Raw genomic sequence first — 21063 nt, 5'->3', positions numbered from 1 at the left:
TGTTAAAAAATCTGGCTGAAGTATAACAGTTTTAAAACAAGGGTGCGATAAAGCCTATGCGCGTTTTAACTGTGATTGATTGATTAAAATAGGGTTTACTCTATCGTTAAGCACTTTTATCGTCTCAAAGCGATTTAATGAAAAGTTTTCATCCAATTGCATATGATGCTCTAAACACATACAAAGTGCACTTTCACCATCGCATTCAATGATTAGAAATTGCCCTGATTGCTGATGTGAATTAAGCGTGATTATGGCTTCTGTACTTGGGATATGACCTTGGTAAGGTTTGAAAAACCAACTTTTGGCGAGTACTGGTTTTAGATGTAATTTTGCAGCGGTAGCATGAAGTGAAATTACAGCAACTTCACCTTCAGTCCAAAGGTTAAATGCAGCAAGATAATGGCAAATTTGCTCATACAATGCAGCATCTTCCAGGCTGAAACAACCGCCTACTATAGCTGATTGTGTTAACTGGCGAGATTTATATGGCATTACAAGCTCTTCCTGTGTCGATTCTACGAATAACACAAGGCGGTTACGGTTTTCACATGTAAACCATCGCCAATCTTTCCCTGCTTGTAACATAAAAAACCCCCAAAACATGACATTCTGAGGATTATAGAGCTATCGCTTTAAAAATAAACTATTTTTTAGATTATTTTCAATTGGATCAAAATGTTAAATAACCGATCCTTATAAGCCATCAATGATCTTTTTGATCATTGGTGGTCCTTGATAAATAAAACCGGTATAGACTTGTATTAAGTCAGCCCCTGCGGATAGCTTTTCTTTTGCCGATTCTGCTGAATCAATACCACCAACACCAATAATTGGCAACTCTCCATTAGTTAAGCGTTTAATTTCTTTAATAATTTCTGTCGACTTTTGACGCACTGGGTGACCTGATAGGCCACCTGCTTCATCGGCATGTTTCATACCCTGAACAGCTGTACGGTCAAGCGTTGTATTGGTTGCTATCACGCCATCAATTTTATTATTGATCAATGATTCTGAAACTTGCTGAACTTGAATATGATCCAGATCTGGCGCAATTTTTACAAGCATAGGTACTTCTTTGCCATGTTTAGCTGCCAAATCAAGCTGTTCGTTTTTAAGTGAGCTTAATAAATCATCTAGCGCTTCACCATATTGTAAATCACGTAATCCAGGGGTATTTGGTGAAGAGATATTTACAGTGATGTAAGATGCACTCGTAAATACTTTACGCATACAATGAATGTAGTCGTCTTTGCCTTGTTCGTTTGGTGTATCTTTGTTTTTACCAATATTGATACCTAAGATGCCATTGAAACGTGCGTTTTTAACATTTTCCAATAAGTAATCAACACCCTTGTTATTAAATCCCATACGGTTAATAACGGCATTGGCTTCAGGTAAACGGAAAATACGTGGTTTGTCATTACCCGCTTGAGGACGAGGTGTCACGGTACCGACTTCAATAAAGCCAAAACCCATTTGAGAAAAGGCATCAATGCATTCAGCGTTCTTATCAAGGCCTGCAGCAAGGCCTACTGGGTTTGGTAATTCTAATCCTAAAAAGGTAGTTGGTTTATTTGCAACCGATTGAGACCAGCACATCGATAACGGTGTATTGGCAAATCGCTTTAGGTTTGATAAAGCAAAGTCATGCGACCATTCAGCATCTTTACTAAACATAAAACGACGCGCTATATCATAAAACATAATTGTGTTGACCTCTTAATAAAAAAATACCCCGGAAAATTCCGGGGTATTGTATCTAAATTTTTGTTATTGCGCAGTATCGCAATTATGGCTTAATAGCATTAATTCACGTAATGCAACTGAGAACTTCGCAAAATCATGAGTTTGTGAGGTTTTAAACTCAGCAAGCATATGTTGCCAACGCTCTAGCAACACTTGATGTTCATCCATCCAGCCTTCAATAATAGTATCAACGTCACATTCTGTCGTCTTACAATTATTAAGAACCACGTGTGAAAGTGAACGTTGTTGCCAGTCAAGTTCTTCACGATAAGAAGCACGTGCCAGTGCTTGCCAATGGTTGGCAACTGGTTGCTGTGTAATTTGGTCAAGGAACCAGTGTAGACCCATGCCTGCACCCAACTTGAAGTATGTTTCAGATACTTGTGAAATTGGTTTGTTTGCAGCTTCTGCAACCTGAGCTAGGTCCATTACTGAGAACAAGCTAGACAGCTGAGCAATACGTTTTGCAAGAGCTTCTGGAACACCTTCTTTAGCAAGCATATTAATTTCTGAATTTAACTTTTCAGCTTCCTCAGTAACCATATAACTAGTGATGTTTTTGCTTAAATCAGCAAATGCTGGTGCAAAGAATTCGATCGTTTGTTCGATATTCAGTGACTTGTTACGATGACGTAAGAACCAACGCGTTGCACGGCGGACAGTGCGACGTAACTGATATAGCATTTCAGTTTGCACAATTGACGGGATTTTATTATCAAGTTCTGAAATCTCTTGCCATGCCTGACCAAGCTCAAATATCGCTTTGGCCATTGAATAGCAAAGTACAATTTCACTCACTGGTGCACCCGTTTCTTCGCTCATGCGCACAACAAAGTTAAGGCCCATATCGTTAACAATTTCATTAGCAAGTTTAGTTGCAATGATTTCAGCACGTAATGGGTGGTTGTCCATTGCGTCATTAAAGCGTTCACGCAGTGGCACAGGGAATGCCTCAACAAGTAAGTGACGGTAGAACGGATTGTCAGTGATTTCTTCAACCACTAACTGCTCTTTTAACACCATTTTTGCATAAGATACAAGCACTGAAAGCTCAGGACGTGTTAGGCCAACACCAGCAGCTTGTCGTTCTGCCAACTCTTCATCAGACGGTAAAAACTCAATATCACGATTTAACTTGCCTTCTTTTTCAAGCGCATGAATAAAACGGATCTGCTCTTTTAACGTTTGCGGACCTTTAAGCTGAGTTACTGAAATCGTATGTGTTTGACGGTAACAGTCTATAATTACCATACGGCCAACTTCATCTGTCATAGAATAAAGAAGCTCGTCGCGCTGTTTCTTAGTTAAATCACCTTCAGAAACGAGAACATTAAGTAAGATCTTAATGTTTACTTCGTTATCTGAACACGCAACACCACCTACGTTATCGATGAAATCGGTATTCATACGGCCACCGTTAGACGTAAACTCAATACGACCTAACTGAGTAGCACCTAAGTTACCACCTTCACCAAATATCTTAGCGTTAAGCTCTTCACCATTTACACGTAGCGCGTCGTTAGCACGATCACCTACATCTGCGTGTGACTCTTTCTTAGCTTTAACGTAAGTACCGATACCACCATTCCAAATTAAATCTACTGGCATCATTAAGATTGCACGTAGTAATTCATTAGGTGTCATAGTTGCCTTTTTCGTGCCTAACATTTTCTTAATTTCTGGTGTAAGCGTAATTGATTTCGCACTACGTGAGAAAATGCCACCACCTTGTGAAATTAAGTCTTTATTGTAATCTTCCCAAGATGAGCGCGGTAATTCAAACATACGCTTACGCTCAACAAAAGAAGATGCTGCATCTGGGTTAGGATCAATAAAAATGTGCATATGGTTAAATGCCGCTTGTAAGCGAATATGCTCTGATAGCAACATACCATTACCAAATACGTCACCTGCCATATCACCAATGGCTACACAGGTGAAATCAGTTGTTTGGCAATCAATACCAATTTCGCGGAAGTGACGTTTAACAGATTCCCAACCACCTTTAGCAGTGATACCCATTGCTTTGTGGTCGTAACCAATAGAGCCGCCTGATGCAAAAGCATCACCAAGCCAGAATCCGTATTCTTCAGAGATACCATTCGCAATATCAGAGAACGTCGCTGTGCCTTTATCAGCCGCAACAACTAGGTACGGGTCATCTTCATCATGACGAACTACATCAACTGGTGGCACAATTTCACCATGGCGAATGTTATCAGTGATATCTAATAGACCACGGATAAATAGCTTGTAACACTCTTGTCCTTCTTTAAAGAAAGCATCGCGATCAGATGGCAACTGTTTGCAAACAAAACCACCTTTTGAACCAACCGGTACAATTACTGTGTTTTTAACTTGCTGCGCTTTAACAAGGCCTAGAACTTCTGTACGGAAGTCTTCACGACGATCTGACCAACGTAGACCACCACGAGCAACTTTACCACCACGTAAGTGAACACCTTCCACGCGTGGCGAGTATACGAAAATCTCAAACGCAGGCAGTGGTAATGGCATTTCAGGAATTAGGCTTGGCTGAACCTTGAACGAAATGTATGACTTGTTAACACCATCTTTATCTTTTTGATAGAAGTTAGTACGAAGTGTTGCATTAATCATATCAACATATAAACGAATGATACGGTCATCATCTAAGTTAGCAACGTTATCTAATTCAGCAATGATATCATTAACGATTTTCTCATAACCTTTCTCAGTGAATTTAGATTTCGGCGAAAACTTCTTATCGAATAGTTTTACAAGTAACTGCGCAATATGTGGGTAGTTTTCAAACGTACTTTCAATGTAGCTTTGTGAGAAAGTAACGCCAATTTGACGCATATACTTAGCGTAAGCACGAATAATTGATGCTTCACGACCTTTTAAGCTTGCTGCTAGTACAAGCTTGTTGAAGCCATCGTCTTCAAGCTTATTGTTCCAAACATTAAGTAACGCAAGCTGGAATCGCTCTGATACTTTTTCAAAATCACCAAGACCATCTTTACTGATCAGCATGCTGAAATCCATGATCCAGTTGACTTGACCGTCTTCGGTCTTAACTGAATAAGGAGTTTCACCAATAACACGTAAACCAAAGTTTTCAATGATTGGCATTACATCTGATAAATGAATTGGTTCATTTTTGTGATAAAGACTTAAACGAACTTCATTGGTGTTTGCACTTTCTTGTGGACGATAGAAAAGCATCGCAAGCTTGTTATCGTCTGATAAGCTCTCTAGCTTTTCAATATCAACAACAGCAGCACTTGGTAATACCTGTTCACGGTATGCACTTGCAAATGCCTTAGCATATTTACGGGTTAATTCATTACCACGTGATTCGCCTGCTCTTTCAAGTAGTGCTGTGTGAAGTTTGTCTTCCCAAGTACGTGCTGCTTCAATAAGATTTCTTTCGATTTGTTTCACTGTGTATTCAACATTTTGGTCGCAGCCACGTACCGTATAATGCGTACGTGCTAGCATTGATTCTGAGAAAAACGTTGTAAAATCAACTTTTTCATTTGAGCCAAAAGCATTGGCTAAGATTTTTTGGGTCTCACGACGTAGTGCCGTGTTGTAGCGCTCTCTTGGTACATAAACCATACAAGAGAAGAAACGGCCATATGTATCCTGACGTACAAAAACACGAGACATGTCGCGCTCTTGCATATGGTGCACACCTAATGCGACTTCTAGCAATTCACGTTCACGTGCTTGTAATAGCTCATCGCGAGGGTAGGTTTCTAGAATATTTAATACTGCTTTGTAAGCATGCGTGCCTGGCGCAAAATCTGTCATATCAAGAACACGTTTGATTTTGCTCTTTAATACTGGCACATCTGCAGCACTGTTATTGTAGAAGCTTGAAGAGAATAAACCAATAAAGCGGTCTTCACCAATAACATTGCCTTTGTCGTCAAAACGTTTAATACCGATATAGTCAATGTATGCTGGTCTGTGAACGCGTGATAACGAATTTGTTTTAGTTAAGATTAATAAATTATCACTTTGTGCTTCTTTACGTGCAATTTCAGGTAGTTCAGATAAAAGACGTGCTTTTGACTCATCAGAGTTTTTCATCATACCTAAACTGGTACCAGCAACCCCTGTCAACCTATAGTCACCTTTAATCGGTGATAAGTCATACTGACGGTAACCCATTAAAGTGAAGTTATCTTTTGCAAGCCAATCTAAAAACTCAACAGTTTCTTTTACTTCACTCTTGTTTTTATAGCCTTTACGCTTTGGTAATTCTTTGCTGATAGAAACGAGCTTGTCTTTAATCGCTAACCAGTCTTCTACTGCTACAGAAACATCTGCTAAAACTGACTCTAACTCTTGTTTAATAGCTGCAATTACCGACTGATTTGACTGACGGTCGATTTCAATAAAGAACACTGTTTTGTTTGAGTCAGATTCTTGCTCTGTCTTCATACCTGATAATGCAGAAATTAAACCGTCTTTATCACGTTTAATTTTAAGAGGTGAATGAAGTAATAAATGCGAAACGATATTTTCGCGAGCCAAAGCCATACGGACCGAATCTACCAGAAACGGCATGTCTTTAGCGATAATTTCAACGATGGTGTGAGAGGATTGCCAACCATTATTAGCTAGCTCTGGATTAAATACGCGAATTAGCGCCGTATCATCTGTGTGTTTTTCTAAGCTATTCCATAAGCTAAGTGCTGCGCCATATAAATCACTGTCATTACGGCTCGCTAAATCTTCAGTAGACATATTACTGTATAGAGTTTTAGCAAACTTTTCGACAAGTGACACATTAGTGGCTTTCACTTTACTACGGATCAAAGATGATACGTTTTCCAGTAAAACTGAGGTTTGGCCTTCTTGTTGAGTCATTATGTGTTCCTTATCTATACCTACCTGTGAACGGTAACTATTTGCAGTCTAACTAACTGCAGTGGAGTCAGGTGAATTCTAACTCTTTTAGCATAGATTTAAATAGTATTTTTTGTAGCAAACCAGTACATATTTCAACCAGTTGGCTTACTATTCACTAAATATAGATAGAAATGGCCATTTCTGGCCATTTTAGTACACATTTATTCAGAAGTTTTTTTACGCCATAACAAGGTACCTAATGCTGGTAAGAGGAGTACAGCACCTAACATGTTGACCAAAAACATAAAGGTCAACAATATACCCATGTCCATTTGGAACTTAAGTGCTGAGAATACCCAAGTACTTACACCAACAGCAAGAGTAATACCTGTAAATAACACTGCACTACCACGTTCGATTAAAGCGCGGCGATATGCATCTGTAAGTGGCACGCCTTGACGCAGTAGTCCACTCATTGATGACAAGATATAAATACCATAGTCAACGCCTATACCTACACCTAATGCAATTACTGGTAAAGTACTCACAGTTAGACCTATCTCAAGTGATACCATTAATGCTTGTGCGAGTGTAGATACAACATAAAGTGGTAACACAACGGCAATCGTTGCACGTATCGAACGGAAACTTATTAAGCAGAGTATTATTACTGCACCGTAAACATAAATCATCATCGGTAATTGTGCTTCACTTACTGACTCATTTGTTGCCGCCATTACACCAACAGGGCCTGAAGCTAGTTTAAACTGAAGCGACTCTGTGCCCTCTTCTTTTGCAAACTGTTTAACTGCATCAATTACATGATTAATCGTTTTAGCTTTATGGTCTTCAATAAAGGCGACAATTGGCATAACCGAACAATCACTATTTAGTAGACCTGTACTTGTTTCAACACGGCTTGACGCTTGCACAAGTGACGCAGTATTGCGTGGTAATGTTTGCCATTTTAAATTACCTTCGTTGTAACCAGCATTTACTTGCTGCGCTATGCTACTCAGTGAAACAGCAGACTGAACCCCTTCAACATTTTGTAGTTTCCATTGGAAACGATCAATACGCTCCATAGTGTCGTGGAAAGTACATGCTTCTGGTTCAGCTTCTACGATGATTTTTAAAATATCTACTGAGATAGAGTATTTATCGGTAATCAAAAACGTATCTTGGTTGTAGCGAGCATCTTCATGAAGAGATGGTGCACCTGCATGTAAATCGCCAATCTGCATTTCATTTGATTTAATAAAGCCGAATACGAATAACACAACAGCGACAAACAAGATTACTTTACTTGTTTTTGGCTCTGTTGCCTTCACTAATAATTCACGAATGCCCGCAAATGCATCATGTGTCTCACCCTTACCATCGTCGACACGTTTCATTTTTGTGTAATCAAGATAAGACGCGATCACTGGCAGGAGTACTAGGTTTGTGAAAATGATAACTGCAACACCTAAACTTGCTGTAATAGCAAGCTCACGAATAATACCTATATCAATAGAAAGTAACGTGATAAAACCAACTGTATCAGAAAGTAATGCGATACCACCTGGCACTAACAGTGCGGCAAAGCTAGATTGTGCAGCAACTTTATTAGAAAGTCCCTGTGCAACTTTTTGTCCGATGCTGTTAATCATTTGAACACCATGGCTTACACCAATCGCAAATACTAAAAATGGTACAAGGATCGACATTGGGTCTAAACCAAAGCCAACAAGGTTTAATAAACCTAATTGCCAAATAACCGCGATTAATGAACATACAATTGGCAGGATGGTTAGCTTCATGCTTTTACAGAAAAGCCATACCATTACAGTCGTAATTAAAATTGCGATAAGGAAAAACAACACAACATCTTTCGCGCCATCAGCAACATCACCTGCCATTTTGGCAAAACCGATAATATGGATTGATACGTTGTCAGTTGTGAATTTAGTACGGATTTCACTTTCAAGCTTTTCAGCAAATACGAGTGTATCCAGCTTTTCTTGTGTTTTTGGGTCGGTTTCCATTAGCTGGGCCGTAACCATTGCACATGAATAGTCATTCGCAACCATGCGGCCAACAACTTTGGCCTTTTCGATGTTCTCTTTCACCGTCGCAAGGCCACGGGCATCAGCTTTAAAGTCCGCCGGAATAATTGGACCGCCAGCGAAACCATCCTCAACAACTTCAACAAAACGTGCACTCGGTGCGAAAATTGAGCTTACCAGTGGACGATTAACACCTGGAATAAAGAATAATTGATCATGTACATTTTTTAATTGGGTAAAAAACTCAGGATTAAAAATATCACCGCGTTCGTCACACACCGAAATTAAAATGCCGTTTGCCCCACCAAATTGCTTTTCGTGCTTAAGGTAGGTTTGCATGTATTCATGGTTAAGTGGAATGTTTTTATTAAACGATGCATCAAGCTTGATTTGTGTTGCTTGAAAACCTAAAAAAACGGTCGCTGCAATAAAAATAAAAAGTACTGCTAAGCGGTGTCTAAAAAGGCTCGTTTCTATTTTTGTTAAAATTGAATTCATAATTACTGCACGCTAATTTTATGTATTCCAGCCTCTGATGCGATGATCAACTCATTTTGCTCACTCGCACCTGCCAATAGTGACTTACCATCTTTTGTCACAGATTTTTTTATTTGGTTATTACTGTAAGTTAACCACACACCACCGTTTGCGAGTAAAACCGCTTTATTACCCACAATTTCAATATCATTAATTGATGCAGTAGTGTCAGTATCTAATTGTGTCCACTGTTCGCCGTCGTCACTTACAAATGCAGTGCCACGTAAGCCCGCGACTAAGTACTGGTTGTTCAGTTTATTAAAAGCAAAAAATGAACCAGCATAGATTTCGTCACGTCTTTCCCAAGTTTTTCCTAAATCAGTGCTTGTAGCCATAAGGCCTAGCTCACCCACTAGCCAAAGCGTATCACCGTCAACAAAAATACTATTAAAATGCGGTAAAATTGACTGAGTTTCGATTTGGTAACTTTCCGGATCGGATTCTTTTAATTCATTTAAGTAATTACGATCATCTTCAAATAAAAGTGAATCGTAAAATTCTCGTGTCCACGATTTACCACCATCCAGCGTGCGATAACTTAAACCATAAGCACCAATAGCCAAACCGTGGTTTTTATCAAAGAAAATAATATCTAATAATGGCTTATCAAGTTCTGGCAGATATTGCTGAATTTGCCAGTTTTGACCACCATCTTGTGTATATAAAATCGTAGCATCATGACCTACAGCCCAGCCATTTTGTGCATCAACAAAATGAACTGCTGTTAACAGACTTTGAACGGGTGAATTTGCCTGTTGCCACGTATTTGAATCATTACTGAAAACAATATTACCCCACTTACCAACAGCAAGAGCTGTTTCGCTGGTACGCGTAATATCTGTTAATAGATTTTGCGCCGCTAATTGAGCGGGAATTGCAGGTTGAGGTAATACTTGCGCGATAGCGCTAGTCGCCAAAAGTGAGCCGATTAAAAATAGATAATTTTTCATATATGTAGCGTTGTGAGAAAAACGGCCCTCGCGGGCCGTATTATTTATTAACGTCGACCAGAACGACGTAAGGCGTTAGAAGTAAACTCAGTGTCTTTAAACATCTCTTGGAAGTCATACATCTTCTCTTCGTTATCTAAGCCAATTGCTAGGTAACGACGTGAGTTAAGATCGTGATATACATCCAAAGTACTCCAATGAGTTGGTACTTCGTAATAGTTCACACCGTGTGCCATTGCCACACGATATAGTTGGTCACGGTTGTCGTAAAGATCCGCAACATGGATTTGCCAGCTATCTTCATCAATGAAGAACACACGTTTCTTATATATATGACGCGTACCTTCTTTAAGATTTGCTTCAACCACCCATACACGGTGCTTTTCATAACGTACGTGTTCTGGGTTAATATGACCAGGCTTTAGAATGTCTTCATATTTTAGCTCGTTGCTGTGAAGCTTATAGCTGTTATATGGGATATACATTTCTTTCTTACCAAGTAATTTCCAATCATAACGATTTGGTGAACCGTTAAACATATCGAAATCATCCGTTGTACGTAAGCTGTCAGATGCTGTACCCGGTGCATCATATGCAACATTTGGTGCACGACGTACACGACGCTGACCTGTGTTGTATGTCCAAGCTTGGCGCGGAGTTAATACTTGGTCCATAGTTTCATGAACTAGTAAAGCAGTACCTGCAAGACGAGCTGGCTCAGTAACTTCTTGTTTAAATTTAAACAAGATGTTTGATTTAAGTAATGATTCTGGTGTTGCGTCTTGTTCAGAGTACTTAACCAGTAATTTCTCGTCAAAACCAACTATGTTATACGAGCCATTTGCTGTTGGTGCTGCTTGACCGCCATAACGCTTAATTGATAGACCACGATAACGCAGAATATGGTTCCAAATTGCCTCCAAGCCAGTTTCTGGAATAGGGAATGGAATACCAATTGCAGTATTCTTAATGCCATTACCGTCTTCTACTAATTCTGCGGTTGTTGCGTACTTCTTAGTTGCGTCGTATATAAATTGCGGGTATGACGCACTACGACGTGTTTGGTAAATATTCATTTTGAAGCTTTCTGGATAAGCATCAAACATTGCGATTTGACCTGGTGATAAAAGATCTTTGTATTGGTCTAGATTCGATTTATCGATAGTAAAAAGAACTTTATCATCCGCAAATGGATCTGGGTGGTGGTCGCCAACATTATAATTGTCAGGCGCTTTTGTGATACCACCTTCCCAAGAAGGGATTGAACCATCTGCATTACCCGCTTTTTCAGCACCTAGTGGTGTTAAATCTTGACCTAAGCGAGCAACTTGTTCAGCTGAAATCTTAGCAACTGCTGATGATGCGCTAAACACACCAATTAAAGCAAGCGCTACTAGGGTAGGTTTTTTAATCATATTGTTACCCTTAAATTGAATACTTGATATTAAATGAAACATAATCACGATCTGCTAAGCCATTTGCGCTACCGCCACCCCAGAAACTATTATAACCAAAGTCAAACGACCACTGGTTTTGATAGTTAAAGTTAAGGTTAACAGAAGCAGACATACGGTCTTCAACAAATAGGAACATTGGATCCGGCGTTGTACCATTTACATCGTGTGCAAAAACAACACGCGGAGAGAAGTTAACACCAGAGAATAGGTTGTTATACTCACCTTTAGCAACTAAACGGTAACCCCAAGATGTTGCAGACGCAAATTGATTTGTTTCAGGGCCATTTGAAAGTAATAAATGAAGCGCCGTGTAATCATCTGCAGGACCTTGCATTATTCCGCTTCGTGCAGTACCAGGTGCATTAAGGCGTAATTCATCATATTCTGGTAAATCTTTAACGTGTACACCACCTACTTCACCAAGCACTGCCCAACTATCTGCGCCAAGTGATGGGCCAAACAAATGGGTTAAACTAAACTGAAGCTGTGCCGTATCACGTAAAATGTATCCTTGCGCAACTTCGCCAGGTGAGACAGTGTCCACTTGAGAAATACCAGTGAACATTTCTTGACGAACTGCATCAGGTACACCAGGGTTTGCAAGTTGTTCAGCCATACCCGCATATAATAATTCTACGTCATCAATTTGCAAAGGTTCGTCTTGACGATACGTAAATTCACCAGCAAACGCAGTAGCACCAATCGCTGTATTCCAGCTGAATGCATACATTTTTATATCCTCTGGATATTCGAATTGCGCTTCAGTGAAACCTTTTAAACTCGTAATGTTATCAGCAGTAATTGTGTTGTTTGCTATATACGCTAAGTCATGACCAATCGCTGCACCTGTAAAATCAGAAGCTTTACCTGAAATTAATGGACGACGACTGTGATAATTCACATAGTAGAAGCCAAATTCAGTTTCATTCAATTCTGGCGAAAACCAGCCAAGCTTCAAACCATATTGGCCTGAATCTTTTGGCTCTTTATTTGCTTTATCGCCATTGGCCTTGATTGCAACTTTAGTTGGGTGAGCAAGGTACATGCTTGCAAGTAATGATTGCGCTTCTGGGCTTGAAGGATCCATACCTTGCGCCGCTAAAACTTGCCCCCACTGTGCATACATATTGTTTAGTGAATTTGTTAAATACGCTAAATCTATGTCTGGGTTTGAAGTAAAGCCTAATTGGACATTATTAGCGTTACCATTAACCGCAGCGAAGTCATTTGTAGATAAATAAGTACCAGCAACTGGTAGGCGTGTTTCATGCCATTGATATTGATAGAACATTTCAGCTGAAACGTTTTCAGTAATACCTAATGAAGCCCAAAGCATCCCAACTGGAATAAATGCTTCTTTTACTTCAGCACCTGGTGCTTTTAAACGGTCAATATCAACGGGGTTGATATTAATACCGTGAGAGATTAATGCACTTTCACCCCAGTTTACAACTTGCTGTCCTAAACGAATTGAAAGAGGGTTATAGCCTTCATTTAAATCAAAATCAGCATAAACGAAAGCATCAAGTAAACGAAGGTCATTACATACTAACTCTTCTGATTCTTTATTTGCACATGGATCAACACCTTGCCCAGACGTTGGGTTTTTGTAGGCTAGCTCTTTATCGTTAAGTGCAAAGTCATAAAAGTACATAAAGCGGGTAAAGAAACCAAAGTTATCTTTGCGTATCTCTAGCTCATGGGTTCCTTTAAGTAATTGTGAAAACGCTTCACCGCTATCAAAGTTTAAATTACCAACATCACCATTATTTGAGTAAGTACCTGGTTGTGACCAGATATCACTAGAAGAGTAAATTGGGTTGAGCGCTGGATGATAACCAGTCCAATCAAAGCGAGGATGATTAGATTTACCGATTTGATTATCGAAATCACGGTCTTCTACACGATAACTTGTACCGTACGAGAAAGTTGAGTCAAATTGTATTTCAAAACCACCAACTTCAAACGATGCAGCTGAAGCGGTTTGGCTAGTAATAGCCATGCATGCTGCTGTAACACCTAAAGCTAGCTTGTTTTTGACAAAAAGAGGACTTTTTATCATATATATTCCCCCTATGGCGGGCTGTTTTGTTATCAAGTTATTGTTTTTAGTATGCTTGTAACGATAGAAAGCAATCTATAAAATTACAAGTAAAACATGAGATATATCGAAATCGTTAAAACGACCAATTATTCACTCTTGTTATTAGATATTCTACTTTCTAATCACATAGGTAAGACATCTTACCAGTTAAATAATCGAAATGAAAAGTGCTTATGCTAAAGAACTTAAAAAAGTTCAAGAAAAAGACGACAATAACACGCTAAAGCTTTGTTTTTATGATATTCTTTCTATAGAAATAAATTTATTTTCAACTGTTAAATGGATACGAAAACGTCCTTTTATGCCCAACGAAGAAATAAAATGACGTAATTTTGCTGCGTCAAAGCGGATTGTTTTACCGCAGTCACTCAAAATCTGAATTTGAGTGTAATGGCCCTTGTAATAGGCCATACACTCATCGTAATTGAGATTTATTGAAAAATAGTAAGTTTTACTCACCATTGAGGGCATTACTCACCTTTTCAAATAGATCTGGGCTTAAATCAGAAATTGCAGCTAAACGCTCTAATTGAGCTAATGCTTTTTCCTGTCGTGCAATTGAATGACGTTTAAAACTAAGTAATGGCGTAATTAAACGTGCTGCATTTTGTGGATTAATTTTATCAAGCTTAATCAACAAATCGGTTAGCAGTTTATATCCTGAGCCATCAACAGCATGGAAGGCTTTTGGATTAAACATACTGTAACTCATCAACAATGCACGAACACGATTAGGGTTTGTTATATCAACATCACCACTATCAAACATCTGTGAAATGGTACTAGTTACATACTCTGACTTTAACCGACCTATTTGAGCAAGCCATTTATCGAGTACAAGCACATCATGATGCCATTTGTCTTTAAATCGCGCTAAGTAGTTTGAGTGCGAAGCATGTAAACTATCGCACACTGCATTCAGTGCATTTAAACTGTTGGTCATATTCGCATTTTCAAACTCACTTTCAAGTTCATTTGAGAGCTGCTGCCAATCAGTTAGCGACAGATAACCAAGTAAACACCCCTTTAAAGCGCGTACGCCCACGCTATGAGCATCTAAACCGCCATTTTCAGAAAGGCTGTTATAACGAGTAATTAATGAATCTCTCATTAAATTTGCTAATGTGGATTTTACAGATGCCAATTGTGCACATATCTCATCAACAGGAACGGTGTCATACGTTGCAGCAATACTATCAAAACTAGGAAGTGTTATTAATTCACTTAGTAAAGAAAGATCAGACGCTTCTGATGCGAGTAAATATTCAAATAAATCGAAGACATCTTTTGGTAATTCTTTACCTTTATCAATCGCCTCTTTTAAACAGCCGATCATCAAACGTTGCATTGCATCCCATTTAGAAAAGTCACTTCGTGCGTGTTTTACTATCAAAATCAACTCATGTATTGATTGCTCAAATATGACCTTACAAGGTGCAGAAAAATTTTCTAAAAACACAACTGATGAATTGGATTCAATATTTTCAAAAACAAACTGTTGAGATTGTTCCTTAAGGCTTACCACATTACCAATCAACTCACTGTTAATTTGCAGCGGTTGTGAAACGCCTTCAGGAGAGATAAGTTCGATCGCAAGTGGAATATGGAGCGCTTGCTTTTCATTTTGATCTTGCGTTGGTGCTGTATTTTGTGAAACTGTTAATGTTAATGTCCTATTCGACTCATTGTAGTCTCGAATTACAGTTAACTCTGGCGTACCAGATTGGCTATACCACTTTGAAAATAAGCTTAAATCAATGTTTGAAGCATCTTGCATTGCACTCAAAAAATTATCACAAGTTGCTGCTTTACCATCATGACGTTCAAAATAAAGTTGCATGCCTTTTTGGAAATTAGTTTCGCCTAGTAAGGTATGCATCATACGGATCACTTCAGATCCTTTGTCATATACAGTAACCGTATAGAAATTATTCATTTCTATTACTTTATCCGGTCTTATCGGATGAGCCATTGGTCCAGCATCTTCACTAAACTGTGGACCACGCATCACTTTAACTGCATCGATTCGATTAAGCGCACGTGAACCAATGTCTGAACTAAATTCTTGATCACGGAAAACCGTTAACCCTTCTTTTAATGAAAGCTGGAACCAGTCTTGGCAAGTAACACGGTTTCCTGTCCAGTTATGGAAGTACTCGTGCCCTACAATACTTTCAATTGTGTGGTAATCTCTATCCGTAGCAGTTGCTTGATTTGCAAGAACACATTTAGAGTTAAAAATATTTAATCCTTTATTCTCCATTGCGCCCATATTGAAAAAATCAACAGCAACAATCATATAAATATCAAGATCATATTCCAGGTTAAAACGCTCTTCATCCCATTTCATGGCACGCTTAAGCGATGCCATTGCATGATCTGCTTTACTCAAGTTGCCTTTATCAACAAATAATTCCAGTAACACATTACGACCAGAGCGTGTGGTGAAATTATCTTGTAAAACATCAAAATCACCAGCCACCAACGCAAATAAATAGCTCGGTTTATTATACGGATCTTGCCAAGTATTAAAGTGCCTTCCGTCTGCAAGTTCGCCACTGTCTATTTTGTTACCGTTTGAAAGCAAATGGGTTAACGATTTATCTGCAATTACCTTAACGGTATATTTTGTTAAAACATCAGGTCTATCTTGAAAGTAGGTGATTTTGCGAAAACCCTCTGCTTCACATTGAGTGCAATAAGCACCATCAGATAAATACAAACCTTCCAGAGATGTATTGTTTTTTGGGTCTATTTCAGTTTCGATATGCAGTTCAAATTCAGCAGGTAAATTCTTTAATAAGATGCCCTGCTCGAATGTTTCAAATTCGGTAAAGGAATCGCCATTTACATTGATACAGTGCAGTATTTGATTAACACCATCTAACCATAGCTCACTCTTCGAAGAGCCTACGCACTTATACTGCGACTTTTGTAACACACGTGTTTGTGTAGGCTGTAAATCAAACTCTAAATACAGTGAATCAACTAAAAATTCAGGCGTTTTATAATCCTTACGAAACTTAGGTTGGTTAGTTGGAATATGTTGATCGCTCATAAAAATTACTCTACTAAATTATGCTTCATTAGACTGAACGTGCTTTGGTTCTAGCTTTAAAATTTTAATGCCGAAGTAGGCATAGATAACCGCTAACACTGGATTGATTAAATTGAAAAACGCATACATTGCATAATCTAATGGGTTAATTAAGAGCACACTTTGCATATATGCACCACATGTATTCCAAGGGATTAATGGGCTTGTAATAGTACCACCATCTTCCAAAGTTCTAGATAAATTTACATTAGCAAGACCACGTTTTTCATATTCTTCTTTAAACATACGACCTGGCATAACAATCGCCATATATTGATCTGCAGCTATTAAATTTGTTCCGATACACGTGGCAATTGTCGAAGCGATAAGCGACCCTGTGCTTTTCGCAATTTTTAAAATACCTGAAACGAAGACTTTTAACAGACCAACTTTTTCCATAACCGCGCCAAACATCAAGGCACAAATGATTAACCAAGTAGTATTAAGCATGCCTGACATACCGCCACCACTTAGAAGACTATCCATTTTTTCATCGCCTGTTGTTATGCTAAAACCATTAAAAAATGCTGCCCACACTAACTTAAAGGTACCGACCAATGAATTGACACCACTATCGATTTGGCTTGCGATCAAATCTTGTTGAAATAAAAGCGCCCAAATTGCACCTACAAAGGCACCAATTGCAACCGCAGGGAATGCTGGCATTTTTTTAATTGCGAGCGCCAACAGAACCACCAGTGGTACTAACATTGCGATGCCAATATTGAAGTTTTGTAACAAAATACCTGAGATTTCTTCAATGCGCCCTTCATTTGGGATCCCTTCCGCATTGAAGCCCATCACTAAGAAAATAATCAAAGCAATAATGAAGCTCGGTACGGTTGTCCAAAGCATATGATGAATATGCGCAAATAAATTACTGCCAGCAACTGCTGGGGCAAGGTTAGTTGTTTCTGAAAGTGGGCTTAATTTATCACCAAAATAAGCACCTGAAATAACAGCACCTGCCGTGACAACTTGGTCAAGCCCAAGCCCAGTAGAAACACCCAGTAATGCAACACCGATTGTGGCTGCTGTAGTCCATGAACTACCAATACTAAGCGCAACTATGGCACAAAGCACACAACTTGCAGCATAAAACCAATGTGGATTTATCAGTTGCAAACCATAATAAATTAATGACGGAACTGTGCCTGATAGCAACCAAGTACCAATAAGCGCACCAACCATTAATAAAATCAGTACGGCGCCTAAAGAAATGGTTATGCCTTTAACCATTGCTTCTTCAAGCTCAACCCATTTAAACCCATTCTTTAACCCAATTAAAACCGCAATTGCTGCAGCAAATAATAAAGCTATCTGGTTAGGACCATACGATGAATCATCACTGTATAAATAAACGGATGTGCCAAGCAGCAGCACTAAGACGCTTATTGGAATTAAAGCGTCTAAAAAGGTCGCTTGTTTTACTTGCTTCACAAAGATACCTCAAATTGTTGTCATTATTTATCAACTTTACATCACCCAAAGGGCAAAGTGCTGACGTTTATTATTTTTAGTTTTACATAAAAAAGCGCCGACTTTGTGAAAATCGGCGCTTGCTAAAATCATTGCTAATTAGTGTTTAGCGTAACGGCCATACTTAATAAAATCTGATGTAATATGTACCGCTTCCTCAAGTCCTGGATCAATTTCATCCAGTACATCAGGTGCATCATCTAAAGACGCAATCGGGTCTAGGCCTAATCGTTTTAAGCGTTCATTTGCACGCGCTAACGCTTTGACTTTATCTTCTTCACGTTGTTTTTCACGCTTGGCTTTCACTAACGTAACTGAATCTCGATCTTTCTCTTTTTGATAAACTGCTATGTCATCATTAAGATAGATAAACTCAGGTTCAACAGCGATACGATCTTTGTGTTTATCCGTTAAAAACGTAATTGCTGGTGATAAATCGTCAAGTTTTGAATAATTCGCCTTACGAATATGATCCCAAGGCAATGCATTATCTTCCTGACTTTCACCCCACTCTGCAGGGTCAATAGGACTTGGGAATTTAATATCCGGAATCACCCCTTTATGCTGTGTACTGCCACCATTAATGCGATAAAATTTAGCAATTGTGTACTGAACACTACCTAGTGGGTTTTCAAATAGATCAAACGCTTTTGTTAGGCTTCTGTGCTGTTGAACTGTACCTTTACCGAAGGTTTGTTCACCAATAATTACAGCGCGCCCGTAATCTTGCATCGCTGCTGCAAAAATTTCAGAAGCAGATGCACTATAACGGTCCACGAGTACCGTTAAAGGGCCATCGTAATACGTTACCCCATCACGGTCTTTTTGTTTTTCAACTTTACCATTGATGTTATGAATTTGAACTACAGGGCCTTTATCAAAGAACAAACCTGATAATTGTGTTGCTTCATACAATGAACCACCACCGTTACCACGTAAATCGATAACAATACCATCGACTTGTTGCTCTTGTAACTTGGCAAGTTCTTTCTTCACATCTTTAGAGAGGTTATTGTAAAAGCCTGGGATCTCAATCACCCCGATTTTTGTATCAAGCTCTGAATAAACTGGCTTAAATACACTAGATTTAGCAGCTTTATCTTCTAAACGAATTTTATCACGTACAATCACGACTTCGTGTGGCGTACCGTGCGAATCAGAGCCTTTTAAATACTGTAGACGAACCTTAGTACCTTTCGGACCTTTAATTAGGTCTACCACGTCATCTAAACGCCATCCAATTACATCAACAAATTGGTCTTGCCCTTGTGCAACCGCAATAATGCGATCATCTGACTTAAGCTTTTCAGTTTTCGATGCCGGACCGCCAGGCACTAATGAACGAATTACAGTGTAATCTTCATCAACACCTAGAACAGCGCCAATGCCTTCCAATTCAAGCTGCATATCTTGCTTAAATTGCTCTGCACGGCGTGGCGATAAATAAGAGGTATGAGCTTCAATGCTTCTTGCGAACGAGTTCATCGCAATTTGATACGCATCTTCACTATTCGTTTGCGAAATACGTTTAAGTGTATAACGGTAACGTTTTTTTAGAATTTCTTGAATATCTGGCCATTCTTTGCCCGTCAGTTTTAAACGAAGCGCATCGTATTTAACACGTTGGCGCCAAATTTCGTGTAATTCATTCATAGTTGTTGGAACAGCTGCATCTTCGCGATCGAAGTAGTAATTATCCTCTTTGTCGAACGACATTTCGTTATCAAGTAAAGAAAGAGAATACTCAAAACGTTCAAAGCGGCGACGCATATTCAGGTTAAAGATATCAAACGCAAACGACATATCGCCTTTTATTAATGCATTATCAATCTCATACCTGAAATGTTCAAATTTTGCCAAATCTGATTGCAGGAACAAGCTTTTGTTACTGTCGATTGACTCTAAATAGCGGTCATAGATTTGGCTAGATAAGTCATCATCTAATCGAATAAGTTTGTAGTGTGAGCGAGTAAATAAGTTTGTTATTCGCTTGGTTGCAGCAATATGCTGTATTTCCTGTTTTAACTCAGGTAAATTTTCAATGCTAATTGTATCGGCAGAAGCAAATAAATTTGCTGAAAATAGCGCTGCCGCCAGTGGAATAAGCTTAAACTTCTCACTCATACACTGTCTCCTTATACGATAAATAGACTCTCTGCTTTAGTTTTAACCTGCATGCCAGTAACTAGCACCACATGAATGTCTTCCTTGTTCACTTCAGTGATTGTACCTTTTACTAAAGCTTGGCCAAGTTTTACTTTAACTTCAGCGTTCACTTTAATATCACCTGAAGGTAGCGCTTCTACTTTGTTTGAGCGGCGTACAGGTTTGTCTTTATTAGTGTTGCTAGAAGTAAATTTAGTTCCTTTTGCAGCATTTTTATCAGCAAAAGTCCCTTTCTTTTTGTAAGATTTCTTTTCACCCGCATTGCGAGGATCTGCTTTCTTACGTTTTGCAAGTTTTGCACGGCTTTCTTCTAGCGCCTTGTTAGCATGCTCTACGTGCTCTTCTTCTACTTTTTCAGCATCGTTACCATCAAGGTCAATACGAAACTCGTGTTTTGTAACCGATTCAAGGTAGCGCCAGTTTGAAGTGTATTTACGAAGTGCTTGACGCACTTGTGTTTTACTTACACGTTCATCGCTGTCGATACGCTCAGCAATATCTTTAAAGATACCAACCTTTAACGGCTTAATACCGTCCTTTTCTTTAAAGCAGGCTGGAAACTCTGTGTAAAGGTAATTTAATACCTCTTTAATGTCTTTTAGCTTGTTAGTAGAGTCCATGTGTTTAACCT

General features: G+C 38.9%; 12 protein-coding genes. All 12 read right to left on the bottom strand.

The window, feature by feature from the left end:
- Positions 1-54: 54 nt before the first annotated feature.
- Positions 55-588 carry a cell division protein ZapC domain-containing protein gene (locus tag ABYD77_RS03810; protein WP_372767149.1) on the bottom strand — a complete coding sequence of 178 codons (534 nt, stop codon included), beginning with the start codon at positions 586-588 and terminating at the stop codon, positions 55-57.
- Between the two features lie 108 nt (positions 589-696).
- Positions 697-1707, bottom strand: coding sequence for a quinone-dependent dihydroorotate dehydrogenase (pyrD, locus tag ABYD77_RS03805; protein WP_372767147.1), 1011 nt, complete (start codon positions 1705-1707; stop codon positions 697-699).
- A gap of 66 nt (positions 1708-1773) precedes the next feature.
- Positions 1774-6612 (bottom strand): NAD-glutamate dehydrogenase, encoded by a 4839-nt coding sequence (locus ABYD77_RS03800; protein WP_372767145.1) that lies wholly within the window; start codon positions 6610-6612, stop codon positions 1774-1776.
- A gap of 203 nt (positions 6613-6815) precedes the next feature.
- Positions 6816-9140: an RND family transporter gene (locus tag ABYD77_RS03795; protein ID WP_372767143.1), complete on the bottom strand. Its 2325-nt coding sequence runs from the start codon at positions 9138-9140 to the stop codon at positions 6816-6818.
- 2 nt (positions 9141-9142) lie between these two features.
- On the bottom strand, positions 9143-10129 hold the full coding sequence (locus ABYD77_RS03790) for a WD40/YVTN/BNR-like repeat-containing protein (RefSeq protein ID WP_372767141.1): 987 nt from the start codon (positions 10127-10129) through the stop codon (positions 9143-9145).
- A 47-nt stretch (positions 10130-10176) separates the two neighbouring features.
- Complete coding sequence (locus ABYD77_RS03785) at positions 10177-11544, bottom strand: DUF1329 domain-containing protein (RefSeq protein ID WP_372767139.1); 1368 nt, start codon at positions 11542-11544, stop codon at positions 10177-10179.
- A 10-nt stretch (positions 11545-11554) separates the two neighbouring features.
- Positions 11555-13648, bottom strand: a complete 2094-nt coding sequence (locus tag ABYD77_RS03780; RefSeq protein WP_372767137.1) for a DUF1302 domain-containing protein — start codon at positions 13646-13648, stop codon at positions 11555-11557.
- Between the two features lie 276 nt (positions 13649-13924).
- Positions 13925-14152, bottom strand: a complete 228-nt coding sequence (locus ABYD77_RS03775) for a DUF2835 domain-containing protein (protein ID WP_372767135.1) — start codon at positions 14150-14152, stop codon at positions 13925-13927.
- Positions 14142-16748 carry an aminopeptidase N gene (gene pepN, locus ABYD77_RS03770; RefSeq protein ID WP_372767133.1) on the bottom strand — a complete coding sequence of 869 codons (2607 nt, stop codon included), beginning with the start codon at positions 16746-16748 and terminating at the stop codon, positions 14142-14144. Before pepN ends, ABYD77_RS03775 begins: the two co-directional genes overlap by 11 nt.
- A gap of 18 nt (positions 16749-16766) precedes the next feature.
- A complete protein-coding gene (gene nhaC, locus ABYD77_RS03765) occupies positions 16767-18227 on the bottom strand; it encodes a Na+/H+ antiporter NhaC (protein WP_372767131.1) in 1461 nt (486 codons plus the stop codon).
- Positions 18228-18365: 138 nt separating this feature from the next.
- Positions 18366-20390, bottom strand: a complete 2025-nt coding sequence (gene prc, locus ABYD77_RS03760; protein ID WP_372767129.1) for a carboxy terminal-processing peptidase — start codon at positions 20388-20390, stop codon at positions 18366-18368.
- Between the two features lie 11 nt (positions 20391-20401).
- Positions 20402-21052, bottom strand: a complete 651-nt coding sequence (proQ, locus tag ABYD77_RS03755) for an RNA chaperone ProQ (RefSeq protein ID WP_372767127.1) — start codon at positions 21050-21052, stop codon at positions 20402-20404.
- Positions 21053-21063 lie beyond the last annotated feature (11 nt).

It is taken from the genome of Pseudoalteromonas sp. (genome assembly GCF_041629635.1).
Classification (GTDB): Bacteria; Pseudomonadota; Gammaproteobacteria; order Enterobacterales; family Alteromonadaceae; genus Pseudoalteromonas.
Note: the sequence above shows the minus strand (reverse complement) of the source record. Positions and strands in the feature narration are given on the sequence as shown.

What these genes read in the sequence shown, in the direction of transcription:
- ABYD77_RS03810 (WP_372767149.1), bottom strand. Translation starts at nt 588, where the DNA reads ATGTTACAAGCAGGGAAAGATTGGCGATGGTTTACATGTGAAAACCGT.
- pyrD (WP_372767147.1), bottom strand. Translation starts at nt 1,707, where the DNA reads ATGTTTTATGATATAGCGCGTCGTTTTATGTTTAGTAAAGATGCTGAA.
- ABYD77_RS03800 (WP_372767145.1), bottom strand. Translation starts at nt 6,612, where the DNA reads ATGACTCAACAAGAAGGCCAAACCTCAGTTTTACTGGAAAACGTATCA.
- ABYD77_RS03795 (WP_372767143.1), bottom strand. Translation starts at nt 9,140, where the DNA reads ATGAATTCAATTTTAACAAAAATAGAAACGAGCCTTTTTAGACACCGC.
- ABYD77_RS03790 (WP_372767141.1), bottom strand. Translation starts at nt 10,129, where the DNA reads ATGAAAAATTATCTATTTTTAATCGGCTCACTTTTGGCGACTAGCGCT.
- ABYD77_RS03785 (WP_372767139.1), bottom strand. Translation starts at nt 11,544, where the DNA reads ATGATTAAAAAACCTACCCTAGTAGCGCTTGCTTTAATTGGTGTGTTT.
- ABYD77_RS03780 (WP_372767137.1), bottom strand. Translation starts at nt 13,648, where the DNA reads ATGATAAAAAGTCCTCTTTTTGTCAAAAACAAGCTAGCTTTAGGTGTT.
- ABYD77_RS03775 (WP_372767135.1), bottom strand. Translation starts at nt 14,152, where the DNA reads ATGGTGAGTAAAACTTACTATTTTTCAATAAATCTCAATTACGATGAG.
- pepN (WP_372767133.1), bottom strand. Translation starts at nt 16,748, where the DNA reads ATGAGCGATCAACATATTCCAACTAACCAACCTAAGTTTCGTAAGGAT.
- prc (WP_372767129.1), bottom strand. Translation starts at nt 20,390, where the DNA reads ATGAGTGAGAAGTTTAAGCTTATTCCACTGGCGGCAGCGCTATTTTCA.
- proQ (WP_372767127.1), bottom strand. Translation starts at nt 21,052, where the DNA reads ATGGACTCTACTAACAAGCTAAAAGACATTAAAGAGGTATTAAATTAC.